Here is an 18,108-nt window from a genome sequence, read left to right as displayed (position 1 = left end):
ATCTTTAACAAGGAGGAGAATTATGTTCCGTCTTAATGGTACATTGAGACTTTTCATTTGGCTGATGTCAGTTTTGTTATGCATTCTCCTACCGTTCGATCGGTCAGTATATGCACATGCTTACAGTGCCAGTTATACGACGCTAAATTTAACAAAATCTAACATTGAAATGACCTATTCGCTTGACGAATTATCCGTTATTGAATTAGTCGGCGGAGATGTAAACAATAATTCTATGCTCGAACAGGATGAATTCGATGCAGTGAAAGATAAGCTTAAATCGCTGCTGCAAACAAAAATTTCTTTGAAAATTAACGGTGAGTCGCAGGACTGGAAACAAGTGGACAGTTTTATTCTCGATCGACAGGGGGATGCAACGAAGGTTGTATTGAAGCTCACTTTCCCGCCAGTCACCGCATCGCAGCCGATTTCTTTGGTGGACAATCTATACTTAAATGACGCAATGACCAACTACGTTGATTTGCTTACTATTAATTACGGCAAGCAAAAAAGTACGTCGGCTCTATCCGGGAAAAACCGGGTATGGGCGATGCAAATGACTGAAAATGATTATGCCGGTTTGCAACAGGATGCTCAGCTTCAGCAAAATATCCCCAATAATCAAACAGAAGAACCTCAGAGTGATGGTTCAAGCCAACCGACATCAAGTACAGGCTGGTTCTCTTTCTTTACACTCGGAATGAATCACATTTTAACCGGCTATGACCATCTGTTGTTCTTGTTTTCATTGTTAATCGCAAGGCAAAAATTTAAGCAATATGCGACCATGATCACAGCATTTACGATCGCTCACAGCATTACTTTAACATTGACGGTGCTGGGGATAATTAATGTATCTTCGAGAATTGTTGAGCCTGCGATTGCGCTAAGCATTTGTTTTGTCGCAGTAGAAAATATCGTTCGTAACCGTGTCAGCCACCGCTCGGTACTTACATTTTTATTCGGCTTAATACACGGAATGGGCTTTGCAGATATTTTGAAAGAGATGGATATCCCGAAAAGCGAACTGGCTGCTGATTTGATCAGCTTTAATATTGGGATTGAAACCGTCCAGGTGACGTTAGTCGCAATGCTGCTGCCGCTGCTCATACTATTACACCGTTGGAAATATTCAAGGCGGGCAGTAATTGCAGGTTCCAGCGTAGCGCTTGTGCTGGGCGGAATCTGGCTAACGCAGAGGGTATTCTTCAATTAAACAAAATCAAGAGGGGATATTCATGCAAAATACGGCAGTATCAAAAAAGTCAAACAGGTGGAATAGCAATTTACTCGCTGTCTTTTCTTTGGTGGCCATAGTGATCTTATATTTTTTCTCTACCAAAGCACCCGAGACGATTTTGAATGACCCCAAGCTGCAAATATTTAAAATGATGTTTGTCAGCATCATTATTGAAGCAATGCCCTTTATACTGGTTGGAGTTTTAATTTCAGCGTTGTTGGAAGTTTTCGTTTCAGCGCAGACCATCAGAAGAATGATTCCGAAAAATCCCATTTTGGGTATTGTTGCCGCGAGCGTGATTGGCATTATTTTTCCTATATGTGAATGTGGGATGATTCCGGCTATTCGCAGACTGATTCAAAAAGGAATGCCCCTGCATGTTGCCACGACATTTATTTTGGTCGGGCCGATCATAAATCCGATTGTATTCTGGTCTACGTATACGGCTTTTCGCAACAAACCCGATATTGTTTTTTCGCGTATGGGATTGGCTTTTCTTGTGGCGCTCGTTATTGGGCTTATCGTCTATTACTTCGTAAAAACGGATCAACTAAAGATAGGTCCGCCCATTCAGCAGCATACGACTAAGCACCACGAGCACCATGAGCATAGTAGCAAGAACAAACTGCTGGAAGTAATGGAACATGCAATTAGCGAATTTTTTGAGATGGGTAAATATTTGATCTTTGGTGCATTACTAGTTGGATTGCTTCAAACGTTCGTATCCAAGAGCACTTTGGTGGAACTTGGACACACTCAAGGAAGCGCAAACTTGCTGATGATGGGCCTCGGATTTCTACTTTCGCTTTGTTCAACCTCGGATGCATTTGTCGCGCAATCGTTTGTCACGACATTTTCGAAAAGCTCGCTTGTCGCATTTATGGTTTTCGGTCCCATGCTTAACTTGAAAGGGATTTTGATGATGTCGGCAGTTTTTAAAACCAGATATGTAGTATTATACAGTTCACTAGTTATCGTTTGCGTCTATACAAGCACTTTGATTCTCGAAAGGTTCATATTGAAATGAGCAGGGAGAACAATTTAATGAAAAACTCGTATGTTGTGCATCATTTTTTGAGATTGACGATTTTACTGGGCTTCTCAGTACTCTTAGCATATTTAACGTTGTCGGGGGAAATTCTTCTTTTTATTGCACCGCAGCTTGTGAAATATGTAGATATTGCTGCAGGAGGATTATTTATCTTTGCAGTTTTCCAACTCTACATCTCAATTCGTTCGTTCAAACAGCCGGCAGCTTTTTGTGCTTGCGGCGGGCACGATCACAGTCATGAACCTTCACGGTCTTTATGGAAAAACGCGATCATTTATGGATTGTTTATATTACCGCTGTTATTTGGAATATTCCTTCCTAACCAGTCCTTTGCGAGTTCGCTAGCCAAAAATAAAGGGGTGAATTTGGGAGGAACGTCTGCCTATAACAATGGTGTTCCTGCCGATTTGGCTCAGTTGGCAGGAAATGAAGACCCAGCGGCGAAAGAAATGTTTAAAACAGACAAATACAACCGAGACTATGCAAAGTTAGGGATGTTATTATATAAGCAAGATCTGATAGAAATGAAAGATGAATGGTTTATCGAAAAGCTGCAGGCTCTCAATACATTCGCCTCTAATTTTGAAGGCAAGCAAATTAAGGTTAAAGGATTCATTTATAGAGAAAATGACTTGGCCGGAAATCAATTTATTATCGGCAGAATGGCGATGACCCATTGTATAGCAGATATATCTCCTTATGGAATGATTGCCGAGGCTCAAAATGCAAGCAGTTATGCGAACGACTCATGGGTAACTATTACGGGTACCATTGCAACAACAACCTATCTTAACCAGACAGTAATTAAAATCGTTGTTCAAAATGTAGAACCTGCTGCCGCTCCAACCATTCCTTACGTTTATCCGGATTGGGACTTTGCTAAAAAACTGTAATGAGACTGCAATATTTAAACGAGCAAAGATGGAGTGATGGTTGTTATGCTGCTTAACATAGGAAGTTTCATACTAATTGTTCTGATCACAGGCTATCATATTTTTTATATGGTTCAAAGAAAAGCCATGTTGACTAGAACTGCCGGACTGACCGCAAGTTCTGCTTTTGCCTTGTTATCAAGTTTTGCATTTGGTGTTGTCGCGGCACAGACGTTGGATTTTAAATTGAGCTTAATTGTGACGATTACGATATTGTTTGCTATCATCACCGGTTTTCCCGGCGGTATACCATTCGGCGTTCAATCAGCCATAAATGGAGTATTGGCCGGTTCGATGGGGGCGATGCTTGGAGCTATCATAGGCAGTCTGTTTTTCAGATCGAATCTGGTTGTCATGGTTGCAGATATTGTGTTCGTTTCGGCTGTATTTTTCGTTCAGAAAACTATGGATTGGCGCCTAAATAAAAACGTTAAAAAAAAGAAATCCAAGAAGCCTTCGCTTCGGAAGCCTGTATACACCAGTACAATTGTACTAATTGTATGCATGACGGTTTCTACAGGGTATTTTTTACTGCAAAAAGATCAAATCCGCATCGGAACCATTGGCCAGCCGCAATCGCAAAAAGCGACGGTCGATGAAGAAAACGATATGCAAATCGCGACAATCGACGTCTCCGCTTCCGGGATTACCCCTAAAAATACGGAATTTAAAGCCGGTTCCATGATTAAAGCCATATTTGATGTGAAAGCGAACGCAGGAACCGATCTAAAGCTTGTTTCAAAGGATTTGAATTTTAGCGCTGATTTAAAACCAGGGAAAAACATGTTTTTATTGAATAATCCGCAGCCGGGAACCTACGAAATTATGATACAATCAAAACCGTATAAGGGCACATTTACAGTCAAAGCGGCAAAATAATTGAATTGGCTGCTGTTAGCGCGCTTAAGACTTCTTACCCTTAGGAGAGACGACTCTTACGAGAGCGGCTCTCTTTTTATTGATATACAGTTGTTGACGATTTTGCTTGTGGGCAAGCCAAAACGATGGATCGAGTGAACAAAATTTCATGTTAAGGCATTGTGTTTTTGACAAAATCTTCGTATAATTAAATATGAAATTATGCTAATCAATACTGAACATAATTTCAATTGAGAGCGTAAGGGCGGAAACGTATGAGCGGAGACAAGCTGGAGAAAATCATTGATGCAGCCAGAATGTACTATCAATTGGACTATAGTCAGCAGGATATTGCCAAAAAGCTGGGGGTATCCCGCCCGACGGTATCGCGGTTTTTGCAGCAGGCCAAAGCGGAAGGCATCGTTCAAATAAAAATTATGGACCCTACTGAAAATAACGGCAATCTGGCTTCCCAACTGGAAGAGAAGTTCCAGCTGCAAAAGGCGATTGTCGTCTCGGTTCCCCAGTACGAAGATCCCGTCGTCAAAAAATATTTGGGCGAAGCGGCCGCGGCATATTTGTATGAAATCGTCAAAGACGGCGATACGATCGCGGTTACGTGGGGCACGACTTTATATGAGGTAGCCGTTCAATTGCAGAACAAGCATGTGAGGGACGTATCGGTCGTCCAGCTTAACGGCGGTGTCAGCTACTCGGAGACGAATACGTACGCCTCGGAAATCGTTCATCTTTTTGGCGGGGCGTTCAATACGAATCCGCATTTTTTGCCGCTGCCCGCGATCGTCGATCACGCTGTCGTCAAGCAGGCGATTGAAGCCGACCGGCATATACGCAAAATATTGGATATGGGCAAGAAAGCCAATTTGGCGGTATTTACGGTTGGCGTGCCGACCGAGGATTCCGTTTTGATCAGAGCGAACTATTTTTCCCCGTCCGATTTGGAGATCATTCACGCCAAGGGCGCCGGAGATATTTGCTCCCGGTTCATCGATCTGGAAGGCAATATTTGCAGCGAAGAGCTCGACCGGCGGACGATCGGGATCGATTTGGCGGAGCTGAGAAACAAGGAAAAGTCGATTTTGGTAGCCGGCGGCGTCAAAAAAGTGGATGCCATCCACGGCGCTATCTGCGGGAAGTATACGAATACGTTAATTACGGATCAATTCACGGCAAAATATTTGCTTGAATACCAGTCTTGATCATACAATTCATAGAGCAGTTGAAAAATAGGAGGAGAACAAAATTGGAAGTAAAGGAATGGATCGAACAAACTGTGCAAAAAGTGTTGGCTGAAGCCGGGAGCCAGCCTGCGAATACGGGAACGGCCGGTTCGCAAGGAAACGAAACAGGGCCGGAGATTGCTGCGCTTATCGATCATACGTTGTTGAAGCCCGATGCCTCCAGGGATGAAATTGTAAAGCTGTGCGGCGAAGCCAAGCAATACGAGTTCGCGACGGTTTGCGTGAATCCGCATTGGGTGCCTTTGGCTGCGGCGGAGCTGGCGGGCTCGAAAGTCGGCATTACGACGGTCATCGGATTTCCTCTGGGCGCGACTACGACTTTTGCCAAAATGGCCGAAGCGCGGGACGCTATCGCAAACGGCGCTACCGAAATAGACATGGTCATGAATATCGGCGCGCTCAAATCCGGCGATCTGGACGCCGTGAAAGCGGATATTGAAGGCGTCGTGCTTGCGGGCCGCGGGCAGGCTGTAGTCAAGGTCATTTTGGAAACGGGCCTGCTGACTGACGAGGAAAAAGTGAAAGCGAGCCTGCTCAGCAAACTGGCCGGGGCCGATTTTGTCAAAACGTCGACCGGCTTCGGACATGGCGGCGCTACGGCGGCAGACATCGCTTTGATGAGAAGGACCGTAGGCCCGGAAATGGGCGTGAAAGCGTCCGGCGGGGTCAGAGATATCGATACGGCCCGGAAAATTATCGCTGCCGGTGCCACCCGCATCGGAGCCAGCTCCAGCATCGCCATCGTTACCGGAGGCAAAGGCGAAGGATATTAAAAAGAAACAGGCCGATTGCTGCAATCGAGCCTGTTTTTTATTTAAGCAGCGCTGCCGAAAGCGGGCGTCAGCCGATCGTAATTTTGCCTTCCGGGTAGCGGTACAGCTCTTTTTTCGTTTTGGGGGTCAACGTGTAGGCCAGCGTGACGGGTCCGAGACGGCCGATAAACATCAGCGCCATGATCAGTATTTTGCCGAAAGTGGTGAGTTTGGGCGTTAAGCCCAGCGACATGCCTGCCGTGCCGTAGGCGGACGTCACCTCGAACAAAATGCCGAGGAAAGGAAAGCTTTCGGTCGTTGACAGCACCATGGAAGCGACGACGATCACGATAAACGAAAGCAGGGCGAACGTAATGGCTTTATAGATGCGGTCTTTGGCCATGCGGTGCCGGAACAGGACGATATCCTCTTTGCCGCGGATCATAGCGATCAGTGCGCCTATAAGAATGGCGAAAGTGGTTACTTTAATGCCTCCGCCTGAAGATCCGGGAGCTGCGCCGATGAACATCATAATGATGACAAAAAATTGCGTCGCCTGCCTGAACATGCTAATGTCGACGGTACTCATCCCGGCGGAGCGGGCGGTCACCGACTGGAACAGCGCGCCGAATATTTTGCCTGTTGCCGATAACGGATTCAGCGTCAGCGGGTTCGTATATTCGAATACGAAAATGACAACCGTTCCGATGGCGATCAATCCGCCCGAGACGGACAGCACGACTTTGCTGTGCAGGGTGAGTTTCTTTGTGCTGCGGTAGCTCAAAAGATCGCCGATAACGATAAATCCGACCCCGCCGAGCACAATCAGGACGATTGACACGATATTTATATAAGGATCGTCTACATAATACATCAAACTGCCGGGTCTGTCCGGCATGCCGCTGAACAAGTCGAACCCCGCATTGTTGAAAATGGAAATGCTGTGAAAAACGCCGTAATATACGGCCTGGCCCGGCGGCATTTCAAAGAGCCAGCGGATCGACAGCAGGACGGCACCCGACAATTCGATGACCAGAGCGTATACAATCACTTTGCGTATGAGCCGGACGATTCCTTCCGTGGAACCGTGGTTCATCGCTTCCTGCAAAATGAGGCGCTCCTGAAAGGAAATCCGCCTGCGGAAGACGAGGGCGATCAAAGTGGCTACCGTCATAAATCCGATCCCGCCGATTTGCACAAGAACGATGATCACCGCTTGACCGAAAATGGAGTAGTGTTCCCCGATATTGACAAGGGAAAGTCCTGTCACGCAAGTGGCCGATGTCGCCAAAAACAATGCGTCGATATAAGCGGTGCTTGTCCCGTCCGCGGAGGCGATGGGCAAAGACAAAAGCAGGGAGCCGATACAAATAATAGTTAAAAAACCGATGGCTAATACTTGCGGCGGATTCAGCCGGATTCGAAACATGAAGTCTACCTCGCTTGAATGAATTGCGTATTTTAAACATCCAACATGCGATCTATTCTAGTATCCCGGGATTGGATTGTAAAGAAAAAAAGCGGTTTTCACAACATCTTCAAACGAGCGTCCTGCGAAAAAGTTCATAAAAGTTAAAAATGTGCACAAGGCAAATCTTCGAAAATAGCATAAACATGTCCCGAAATTCAGTTTCCTTGGCCGTACGCGCTCTGAAATAATCGGAATTGTACGTGAATATGAAGGAAATGGGGGTAACACATGCAAAAAAGAAAGAACAGATTCTTGTCTATGCTCGTCATCATTGCGCTGGTCGCGGGCTTGTTTCCGTTTGTACCGGCCGTGAACGTATCGGCTGCGGCTGCGGCTGCGGATCCTAATTTGAAGCTGTGGTACAAATTCGACGAGACGAGCGGGACGACGGCCGCGGATTCGTCCGGCAACGGCAACGACGGCACGCTCAGCGCAGGCGCGGCATTTACAGGAACGGGCGCCGTGCAATTGAACGGCTCGACCGGCAGCGTGCAGATGCCTAACAATCTGCTCGCCGGAGTAACGGACGTAACGGTTGCGACGAACGTCTGGGTCGATTCCGCCAATGCCAGACCTTCGTGGATTTTCAGCTTCGGCAGTGCGGCGGATGCCGGTTCCGCAAGCGGCACGAAGTATTTGGGCCTCCTGCCCGCCGACAACGGCAGCGGCAACGGAAGCTTCCGCTTCGCCATTACGACGAACCGCTGGACAGCCGAGCAGGGCGCGGGCCGGAGCGGCAATCCTTTGGCCAAGGGCGTATGGAAAAACATCGCCGTCACGATGGCCAAAAACAGTTCGGACGCTTATTATACGGGGATTTTGTATGAGGACGGCGTCGAAATTGCCAGGAACGCGATGATGACGACTACGCCCAAGGATTTGGGCAATACGGCGTACAATTTTATCGGCAAGCCGGCTTACTCCGGAGACAAATGGTTCAAAGGACAAATCGGCGATTTTCGCCTCTATACCCGCGCTTTGAGCGCGACGGAAATCCGGGGCGTCATGATTGAAAATGTAAGCGACAGCCAGGGCGTGCAGATGGCCAAACAGGTTTTGGATTTGGGCGATCTGTCGGCCGTTAAGGCCAATATCGCGCTTCCGGTTGCGATCGATGGCGGGGTTGCCGTTTCTTGGAGCTCCGACCGGCCGGATATCATCGGGAACGACGGTACTGTGCACAGATCTCCGGACGGGGACACTACCGTGCATTTGACGGCCACGATCAGCAAGGGAAGCGCGAGCGACACCAAGACTTTTACGGCAACCGTCCTGCAATTGAAAACGATCGTTTCACTGGATTCCATTTCGTATGCGCTTCCATTCGTCAATGAGACGCACACTACGGTGCTTACGGCTTCCTATCCGGACGGCACGACGGAAGACGTTACTGCCAAAGCGGCGATCGTCTCTTCCGATCCGACAGTCGCGACAGTCGATGCAGCGGGGGTCGTCAAAGGAATCCAACCGGGGACGGCCACGATTACGCTGACGTATCTTGGAAGCGATTACCAGGTTAGCGTGAAAGTGGTACAGGAACCTAATTTGAAGCTTTGGTACAAAATGGATGAGACAAGCGGCACGACAGCTGCGGATTCGTCCGGCAACGGCAACAACGGCACGCTCAGTGCAGGCGCGTCTTGGACGGCCGGCAAAGGAACCTTGGGCGCCGTTTCTTTGAACGGGTCGTCGGGGTCCGTGCAAATGCCGAACAACCTGCTCGCTGGAGTTACCAATGTAACCGTCTCAACGAACGTATTCGTAGACCCGGCCAATGCCCGGCCTTCGTGGATATTCAGCTTTGCAAACGTTGCCGACGCCGGTTCTGCAAGCGGTACCAAGTATTTGGGACTTATTCCCGCGGATAACGGCAGCGGCAACGGAAGCTTCCGTTTCAGCATCACGACAGACCGCTGGTCCGCGGAACAAAGCGCATCGCGCAGCGGGGTGCCGCTGGGCACAGGCGTCTGGAAACATATTGCGCTCACAATGTCCAAAAATAGCTTGGACGCGTTTTACACGGGAATTTTGTACGAAGATGGGACGGAAATCGCCAGAAACACGACGATGACGACCACCTCCAAAGATTTGGGCAATACGCTTTATAACTTTATCGGCCGACCCGCTTATTCCGGAGACAAATGGTTTAAAGGAAAAGTTTCCGATTTCCGTCTGTACGACAGGGCGCTCAGTCCGGCGGAAATTAAAGGGATTGCCGCAGAACTGGCGTATCAGGACGTTCTGACGGATCAAGCCCAACTGACGCTGGGCGATACCGGCGCGGTCAAGGCGAAGCTTACGCTGCCTGAGTCGGGCGCGAACGGCACGGCGATTACGTGGAAATCGGACGACGAGTCTACGGTTAACAGCCAAAGCGGAGCCGTCGTTCGCCCGGTACATGGCGCCGGAGACCGCACGGTTACGTTGACGGCCGCCTTGGAGAAAGCAGGCTTGAAAGAAACGAAAGCGTTCTCAGTCAAAGTGCTGGAGCAGGCCAGCGATGCCGATTCGGTCGCATGGGACGCGGCTGCCCTGACGCTGGGCGGCGATATCGCTGCGCTCAAGCACGATCTAGCGCTGCCGACGGTCGGGGTGGAGGTTTCCGCAATCTCTTGGGCTGCGAGCGATAGCTCGGTCATCAATCCCGCCACAGGCAAGGTGCGCCGCCCGGCCAAAGGATCGCCGAGCGCGATCGTCACGCTGACGGCAACGCTGACCAAAGGCAGCGAGCATGCGCAGAAGACGTTTACCGTGACTGTGCCGGCGCAAGAAGCTTATGCGGGCTTCCTGCTTTCGTATTTTAAAGCGGCCGACGAGTCGCTGTATCAGGCGTACAGCCGCGACGGCCTGCATTGGACGGCTCTGAACAAGGGCAAAAGCGTGCTCAAAGCCGATGTCGGCAACAAGTCCGTCCGCGATCCGGACATTATTCGCGGCCAGGACGGCGTATACCATTTCCTGTCCACGGATTCATGGACGAGCACGAATTTGCTGATCTACGATTCGACGGATCTTGTTCATTGGACGAACGGCCGGACGGTGCCTTTTGCGCCGGGCAACAGCACGGATGCATGGGCGCCGGAAGCGTATTACGACCCTGCCCACAACAACTACGTGGTGATCTGGTCGTCCAAAGTCCCGGGGAATCCGGTATCCGGCGAGCACAGAGTTTATTACAGAACGACGACTGATTTTGTCAATTTTTCAGCTCCCAAGTTGTTTGCCGATCCGGGCCACGATCAAATCGATTCGACGGTAATCGAAGATAACGGCATTTACTACACGTATTACAAGGATGAAAGAGCGAACGATCCCGCGGCGGCGCCAAGCGGCAAAGGGATCAAGATGGCCGTATCGACGACCGGGCTGACCGGAGCTTATGATACGGCAAGCTATCCGAACGCGGTTATTCCTCCGCAGGTGGAGGGTCCTTCCGTCATCAAATCGCCGACATCCGGCAAATGGTATATGTACGTGGACGGATTCAACAACGGAACATATACCGGATACAGCGCCACCGATTTGGCATCGGGGAACTGGACGCTTATGAATGACGCCGATTATCAGCTTCCGACAGGCGTGCGTCACGGCAATATAATGGAAATCACGGAAGAGGAGATTCAAAAGCTTCTCGCCGGTTATGCGACCTTGACGGACATTCCGGCCATCGATCTGACCATCGACGTCGGAGATTCCTTGAATTTGCCGGCGGCCGTGGACGCCACGTTCAGCGACGGAACGGTCAGCCGCGTCAATGTGACCTGGGACGCCGTCGATCCGAGCATGTACCAGACGGCCGGAAGCTTTGAAGCAGCGGGCAAAGTGGCGGATTCGGCCCTCAAGGCGAAAGCCAGAGTGACGGTAGGCGCTCCTGTCATCAAGCGTCCGGCCGGAGTCAGCGTTGCCGCGAACGCGTCGGACTCGATGAGCCTTGTGTGGAATGCCGTTCCGGGAGCAACCGGCTATAACATCTACCGGTCGTCCCAGCTTTACGGGACGTATACACGCGTGAATGCGTCGCCGGTAGCGGCAAACGCTTTTACGGACACAGGCTTGAGCGCAAGCACCACGTATTATTATGCGGTGTCCGCGGTAAGCGCGGCAGGCGAGTCGGCCAAGTCCGACAGCGCCGTCGCCAGAACAGGGCCTGCATCGATCGACAGCGGCACATTCTGGTACGACAACAACGGCAATAAAATCCAGGCCCATGGCGGCGGCATCATCAAAGTGGGCGACACGTATTACTGGTTCGGCGAAGATAAGTCTACGGACCAAGCGCATTTTTACAACATCAAGGTTTACGCGTCCAAAGATTTGAAGAGCTGGACGTTCAGGAACAACGTACTTACGGCGACGTCCAAAGACCGGAACGGCAATCCGGCTGCGGATCTCGCGAACAGCAACATCGAGCGGCCCAAAGTGATTTATAACGAGGCTGCTCGTAAATACGTGCTGTGGATGCACTATGAAAATGCGACGGATTACGGCTTGGCCCGGGTGGCCGTAGCTACCTCCGACACGGTCGACGGGGATTACACGTACATCGCCAGCTTCAGGCCGAATCCCGCCGATCCGGATCATACGGCGCCGTCGGTCGGCAACGATTCGCGGGATATGACCGTATTCAAGGACGATGACGGTTCGGCATACCTGATCTCATCGTCGAGCGTGAATGCCGATATGATTTTGTACCAGCTTACGGACGATTATTTAGGCATTAAAAAGCAGATCGGCAAAATATATACGGGCCCTTACCGGGAAGCCCCGGCCATCGTGAAAAAAGACGGCATCTATTACCTGATCACGTCCGGAGCAAGCGGCTGGTATCCGAATCAGGCGATGTATTCGACCACGACGAACATTCAGGATATCGCTTCCTGGACGCCGCTCGCGAACTTGGGCAATTCCTCCGCTTTTTATTCGCAATCGTCGTATATTGTGACGGTCGAAGGAAGCGAGAAAACGTCGTACATTTTGTACTCGGACAGGTGGGTCCCTTCCAAATTGGGCGATTCCACGTATATTTGGCTGCCTCTGACCTTGAACGGCACCAGTGCGTCCATGGATTATTATGACAGCTTCCTGCTGGACGCGGCGGCGGGCACGATCACGATTCCGCCGTCGAATCCGCTCATTTCGCAAGGGAAGCCGGCAACGGCAAAATCGGCAGCCTCAGGCTATCCGGCGACGAATGCGAATGACGGCAGCTACGGCACAAGCTGGGTATCTTCCGGCAACTATAACTGGCCGCAATGGTGGCGGGTTGACCTTGGCGCCAATTACGACCTGAGCAATATTCAAATATCGTGGTTCATGGTGAAGGGCTCGGAAGCTTATTACAAGTACAAAATCGAAACGAGCACCGACGATGTCAACTACACGGTCGCGCTCGACAGAACGAACAATACGACATACGGATTTACGTCCGACAAGCTTACGGGCAAAGCCAGGTACGTCAGAGTCAATATGGTCGATGCCGTGCTGTGGAACAATCCGAACAACAACTGGTACACGCCGCAATTGGCGGAAGTCAAAGTATTCGGCACCTTGAGCGGCAAGCCGTCCGGACTTGCGGCGGGAACAGTAACTTCGTCATCGGCACAGCTTGGCTGGGATGCGCTTCCTGAAGCGTCGGGCTACAACGTATACCGATCCGCGACTGCGGACGGAACGTACGTGTTGACGAACGCTTCGCCGGTGCAGGGGAACTCCTACACGGACGCCGCTCTGAAGCCTGCGACGACTTACTACTATAAAGTGGCCGCTATTGTCGATGGTGCGGAGATCGGCAAATCGGATGCCGTTTCCGTAACTACCGAAGCTATGGCCGGGCCATCCGCACCGACTGGCCTCAGTGCATCGGCGTTTGGCACGAGCGCGATCCAGCTGTCGTGGAACGCTGTAGCAGGCTCGGATGCGACGGTGACGTACAACGTGTACCGTTCGATGGCTGCAGACGGCGTCTATGTAAAAATCAATGCGTCGGCGCTGCCGGCGAACTCTTATCTCGACACCGGCCTGAGCGCAGGGACGACGTATTACTACAAGGTGACGGCTGTGGGCGTCGCCGGGGAATCGGCGTTGTCGGCCGCTGCCGGAGCAACGACTGAAGCTGTAGTCGTGCCGGGAGCGCCAGCAGCCCCGACAGGCCTGAACGCGACAGCGTTCGGCCCGGGCGCGATTCAGCTGTCGTGGAACGCTGCGGCAGGCTCGGATGCGACGGTGACGTACAACGTGTACCGTTCCGCGACAGCCGACGGTGTCTACGTGAAAGTCAACGCAGTTGCGCTGCCCGCGAATTCTTATCTCGACACGGGCCTGAGCGCAGGGACGGCGTACTTCTACAAGGTGACGGCTGTGAACAGCGCCGGGGAATCGGCATTATCGGCCCTTGCCGGAGCAACGACCGATGCTATAGTCCTGCCGGGAGCGCCGCCGGCCCCGACAGGTCTCAGCGCGACAGCGTTTGGCACGAGCGCGATCCAATTGTCTTGGAACGCTGTGGCAGGCTCGGATGCGACGGTGACGTACAACGTGTACCGTTCCGCGACTGCTGACGGTATTTATTTCAAAGTCAACGCGGTTGCGTTGGCCGCGAACTCTTATCTTGACACGGGCTTGAGCGCAGGGACGGCGTATTATTACAAGGTGACGGCGGTCAATGCATATGGGGAGTCGCTTGTATCGGAGCGCGCTTTGGCTGTGACACAAAGCAGCGGCGACAATGGCGGCAGCGATAGCGGAAGCAGCAATGGAACCGGCAGCGCAAATAGTCAAGGCGGCGATCCAAAAGCGGACCAACCGGGCACCGTAACCGTATCGCCTGATCGGCTGCATCCGGGAACGGACGGCAAAGTCAAGGTAGAAGTAAAGGCTCAAACTTCCGAAGTGAAGCTGCCTGCGAATACCGCGGACCTGCTGACCGGGAACAAGCTGGAGGTAAAAGCGGATGGGCTGTCATTGTCCATACCGTCCGAACTGTTCAAGCAGCTGGCAGGCATGGCTGCCGCAGAGGATAGCCGGAACGGCAGCATCTCGCTGAAGTTCAAATCCTTGCCGGCGCAGGACATTCAACATGCGATAACCAAAGGCCAAACGGCCGGACAGCAGCAAATCAAGCTTGCCGGAGAAGTCTACGAGCTTAGCTTGACCCTTACATCGCCAGACGGCAAAACAGTCAGTTTGACGAAATTCAATCAGCCGATTACCGTCCGCTTCAAAGTGAGTGCGTCCGCAGATCCGAAATTGACCGGCATTTATTACATCGCTGACGACGGAAGCATGGAATATGTCGGCGGAACGTACGATAACGGCGAGATGGTTGCGGAGATTCACCATTTCAGCAAATATGTGCTGCTGGAAGTAACCAAGACGTTTACCGATGTACCCGGTACGCATTGGGCCAGCAAGGTGATCAGGGAGCTGGCGGCGAAACAAATCGTAGGCGGCACCGGACCCGCCGTGTTCGAACCTGAACGCAGCGTGAACCGCGCCGAGTTTACCGCGCTTTTGGTGCGGGCGATGAAGCTGACCGGAGCCGGAGCCGTATCATTCGCCGACGTGCCGGGCAATGCCTGGTACGCGCAGGACCTTGCGGCCGCGGTAAAAGCAGGCGTTGTCAACGGCAAGAGCAGCGAGCTTTTCGCGCCGGACGCTTCGATTACCCGCGAGGAAATGGTCGCGATGATGCTGCGGGCTTACAACGCCGTTCACGGTGAGGCTGCCGCAGGCCAGGCCGGCGCTTCGTTTGCGGATGAATCGAACATTTCATCCTGGGCTGCACCGTATGTGCATACGGCTGCGGCGATGCATCTGATTCAAGGCCGCGAGTCGGGCCAATTCGACCCGCAGGGAATCGCCACCCGGGCGGAAGCGGCGCAAGTTATCTACAACCTGCTGAATCCGTGAGATAAACCTTTATCGAGGTCTTTCGAAGATGAGCGACCGCGGTTAGAGGTAGGTTTATTCGCCAATAAGAATGCTGTTCTACGCGCTTTAGCGCTGTAAGAACTTAAACATTCTTATGTGGTAAAAAAAGTTGGACCGCCCTTCAAGGGCGGTCCAACTTTTTTACGTACCGTCTTCCGACGAGATCCCGGCGGATTGCGTGTGCTGCCGGCGGAAATCGTTCGGCGTGATGCCGTTGTACTTTTTGAACTTTCTGTAAAAGTACGAATCGCTCGTAAATCCGGTCTTTTCCGCGATTTCCGCCACCGAGAGGGAACTGTGCATGAGCAGTTCTTTCGATTTGTTCATCCGCACGTCCTGGATGACATCCGTAAGCGCTACCAGTGTATGCTGTTTATACAGCCTGCTGATGTAAATAGGCGACATATCAAGCTCGTCGGCTATGGAGTTCAGGGACAGGTTCTGATTGGCGTAATCTCTCTCGATGATGTCGTTCATTTTTTTAATCAATTCCACATGCTTCGTGCTTCTTTTTTCATCCAGCTTTTTGTGCAGCTGCTCGAACAAGCGGTAAAACTGCGCGTTGATTTCCTCGATCGTTTCCACTTGATTCAGCGAAGCGATCGTCGTATCGAGATAGAGCGGAATTGACATTGCGTTGTTTTTATTGATCGTATTAAGCACGTTATTAACGGTCAGCGTTAAATGCGATATGGCCAACTGCACGACGGAGTAAGGAAATTCGGCGGTTTCGCGCACGATTTCCGCGTAAATGGCTTCAGCTTCGGCGGAATCCCCGGTCATCAGGCTGTCGACCAGCTGTTTTTCCTTTTGCACGGGGAATTTGTATTCTTTGGACCGGTAGCCCATAACTTCCTCCGAACGGATGATGCAGCCGCGGCCTCTGAACAGCCTGTGGTACGAAGCTTCCAGCAGTTGTTTGTAAAGAAGGATGCACTGGCCGGCATTATCCTGCAACGGGCCGATCGTGATGGAAACCGACAGCTTGAGATAGGCGGCAATGGACGTTTGCATTTTGTGCAGCATATCAGTGAAAGCGTCTTGATCCCAGACGAAGTTGGAATCCTGCGCGGAGAGCAGCAGCAGAATGTGATCGTCTCCCATGTCGATCCCTTCGGCTTCAAAGTTAGCGGAAACTCCAATTTCCGAACATATGTTCATCACCGCATACCGCAGCAGCTTGAACTGATCCTGAAATTTATCGGTATTGTCGGCAAAATGATCGATCTTCACCATAATCAGCAAAGACGGGTGCCCGATGTTGACTTTTGACCCGAAATAACGCAATTTTTCCTGCAGCGCGACGGGATGGTACACTTCTCTGCCCATAATAATATTTCTCAGGAAATCTTGCCGCAATATTTGTAAATTGTCGCGTTTCTCGATTTCCAGCGTTTTCAATTTGCGGATGACTTTATCGATCGGATCGAACAGTCTGCGCGATGTGAAAATAGAAATCAACAGGCCGGCAAGCAGAATCGTTGCGCTGATGTAGATCGTTTTCGTCCTCATGCTCGTAATTTCTTGCGTGATGACCGAATACGGGGTCGTGCGAACGTACCGCCAGCCTAGCGAATCCGGCGCCGTGTAGGTAATGAGCGATTTGACGCCGTCAATGGTGTCGACAACATATCCCGGTGACGATGCGTCGGCTGTAATTTTCGCAATGTAGCTTTTATCCGCATAGCTGGTCAATATCGGGTTGTCGCCATCCGTGGACAGCAGCACGCCGTCTTTGTTAATGATGAACTCTTTGCTGGAGCGGTTGTTCGCCACGCTTTTCAAATATTTATTGAAAAAAGATTCCGAAATGTTAACGATAACGGCGGAATTGAGCGTTTTGTTAATGTTGATGGCGTCGTAGCACAAATAGGAATAAATGCCGACCTTCGGAGCTCCCGGCAGCCCGTTTACTCCCGGATTATACGCCCTGGGTATCGGCAGAAAAGGCGTGTAATCCTGAAAATGGTCCAAAATTTCCACCATGCTTTGATCGCCCAACTGCGATTTGGTTTGGGTTCCGCTCTGAAAATTGTTGGAGCTTACGTAGAAAAGTTCCGATTTGCCGTTATACACGTAGATCGAATCGATGAAAGGCATGGCCAGACGGTAATTGTTCAACTGTTCCATAGCGCTGGTTACATCGTAAATATCAGGCTTGTCATAAAAGAGCAGCTTGGAAACAACGAAATCCCGGTAAATTTGAAACGATAGGGAGGTAGCAGTTTCCGTCACTTTTAAAATTTCCTGACTGGTCTGCATCAGGCTGTTCGAGTCGGATTCATACACCTGCTTGAGCGCGATATTATCGAAATTAACATAAAGAATCGTTGAGGATACAAGCAAGGTAACGACGATGCACAAAATGATGCTGATTAAAATATTGCGGTACACGTTCTTGTTGTCTTGCGTACGCTCTCTCATGTAACCACCCCCCTTACTCGTAGAAAAGTATATCGTACCTATTTTGCTCTTGCAATGGAAATCGGATGGGCCGAAGGGCGGGAATGGCGCCAAAAAGCCGAAAAATCCATGAATGTTTAAAATGTGCATACCCGGAAAAGCCGCCAAATCTGCAAATAATTCATGTTTGGTCGCATATATTCAGTTTCG

At 50.7% G+C, this 18,108-nt stretch carries 9 protein-coding genes; 7 read left to right on the top strand and 2 right to left on the bottom strand.

Going from position 1 to position 18,108, the window contains the following annotated elements:
• Nucleotides 1-22 precede the first annotated feature (22 nt).
• The 6 genes from AC3G2T_RS32565 (at nt 23) to deoC (ending at nt 6,116) form a co-directional block, all read left to right on the top strand.
• On the top strand, nt 23-1,216 hold the full coding sequence (locus AC3G2T_RS32565; protein WP_474686063.1) for a HupE/UreJ family protein: 1,194 nt from the start codon (nt 23-25) through the stop codon (nt 1,214-1,216).
• Between the two features lie 22 nt (nt 1,217-1,238).
• Entirely contained in the window at nt 1,239-2,267 is a 1,029-nt protein-coding gene (locus AC3G2T_RS32560) for a permease (RefSeq protein WP_474686065.1), read from the top strand.
• A 17-nt stretch (nt 2,268-2,284) separates the two neighbouring features.
• Nucleotides 2,285-3,184, top strand: a complete 900-nt coding sequence (locus tag AC3G2T_RS32555) for a TIGR03943 family putative permease subunit (protein WP_488438101.1) — start codon at nt 2,285-2,287, stop codon at nt 3,182-3,184.
• Between the two features lie 45 nt (nt 3,185-3,229).
• Entirely contained in the window at nt 3,230-4,102 is an 873-nt protein-coding gene (locus tag AC3G2T_RS32550) for a cupredoxin domain-containing protein (protein ID WP_488438100.1), read from the top strand.
• Between the two features lie 254 nt (nt 4,103-4,356).
• Nucleotides 4,357-5,301 (top strand): DNA-binding transcriptional repressor DeoR, encoded by a 945-nt coding sequence (deoR, locus tag AC3G2T_RS32545; protein ID WP_474686071.1) that lies wholly within the window; start codon nt 4,357-4,359, stop codon nt 5,299-5,301.
• Between the two features lie 158 nt (nt 5,302-5,459).
• Nucleotides 5,460-6,116, top strand: coding sequence for a deoxyribose-phosphate aldolase (deoC, locus tag AC3G2T_RS32540; protein ID WP_488438113.1), 657 nt, complete (start codon nt 5,460-5,462; stop codon nt 6,114-6,116).
• A 67-nt stretch (nt 6,117-6,183) separates the two neighbouring features.
• On the opposite strand, the gene AC3G2T_RS32535 is transcribed toward deoC, so the two are convergent.
• A complete protein-coding gene (locus AC3G2T_RS32535) occupies nt 6,184-7,524 on the bottom strand; it encodes a TrkH family potassium uptake protein (RefSeq protein ID WP_474686073.1) in 1,341 nt (446 codons plus the stop codon).
• Between the two features lie 270 nt (nt 7,525-7,794).
• Here AC3G2T_RS32535 and AC3G2T_RS32530 point away from each other — a divergent pair, with 270 nt between their 5' ends.
• Nucleotides 7,795-15,474 (top strand): immunoglobulin-like domain-containing protein, encoded by a 7,680-nt coding sequence (locus AC3G2T_RS32530; protein ID WP_488438099.1) that lies wholly within the window; start codon nt 7,795-7,797, stop codon nt 15,472-15,474.
• Between the two features lie 162 nt (nt 15,475-15,636).
• Here the strand turns inward: AC3G2T_RS32530 and AC3G2T_RS32525 are convergent, their stop codons facing one another.
• A complete protein-coding gene (locus tag AC3G2T_RS32525; RefSeq protein ID WP_488438098.1) occupies nt 15,637-17,919 on the bottom strand; it encodes a helix-turn-helix domain-containing protein in 2,283 nt (760 codons plus the stop codon).
• Nucleotides 17,920-18,108: the final 189 nt, after the last annotated feature.

Source organism: Paenibacillus sp. sgz302191 (genome assembly GCF_057749925.1).
The sequence above is the reverse complement of the archived record's forward strand: the minus strand, read 5'-3'. Positions and strand labels throughout refer to the sequence as shown.

Excerpts from the sequence above, each read along its gene's own strand:
- AC3G2T_RS32555 (WP_488438101.1), top strand. The coding sequence starts at position 2,285 with ATGAAAAACTCGTATGTTGTGCATCATTTTTTGAGATTGACGATTTTA.
- AC3G2T_RS32550 (WP_488438100.1), top strand. The coding sequence starts at position 3,230 with ATGCTGCTTAACATAGGAAGTTTCATACTAATTGTTCTGATCACAGGC.
- AC3G2T_RS32565 (WP_474686063.1), top strand. The coding sequence starts at position 23 with ATGTTCCGTCTTAATGGTACATTGAGACTTTTCATTTGGCTGATGTCA.
- AC3G2T_RS32525 (WP_488438098.1), bottom strand. The coding sequence starts at position 17,919 with ATGAGAGAGCGTACGCAAGACAACAAGAACGTGTACCGCAATATTTTA.
- deoR (WP_474686071.1), top strand. The coding sequence starts at position 4,357 with ATGAGCGGAGACAAGCTGGAGAAAATCATTGATGCAGCCAGAATGTAC.
- AC3G2T_RS32535 (WP_474686073.1), bottom strand. The coding sequence starts at position 7,524 with ATGTTTCGAATCCGGCTGAATCCGCCGCAAGTATTAGCCATCGGTTTT.
- AC3G2T_RS32560 (WP_474686065.1), top strand. The coding sequence starts at position 1,239 with ATGCAAAATACGGCAGTATCAAAAAAGTCAAACAGGTGGAATAGCAAT.
- AC3G2T_RS32530 (WP_488438099.1), top strand. The coding sequence starts at position 7,795 with ATGCAAAAAAGAAAGAACAGATTCTTGTCTATGCTCGTCATCATTGCG.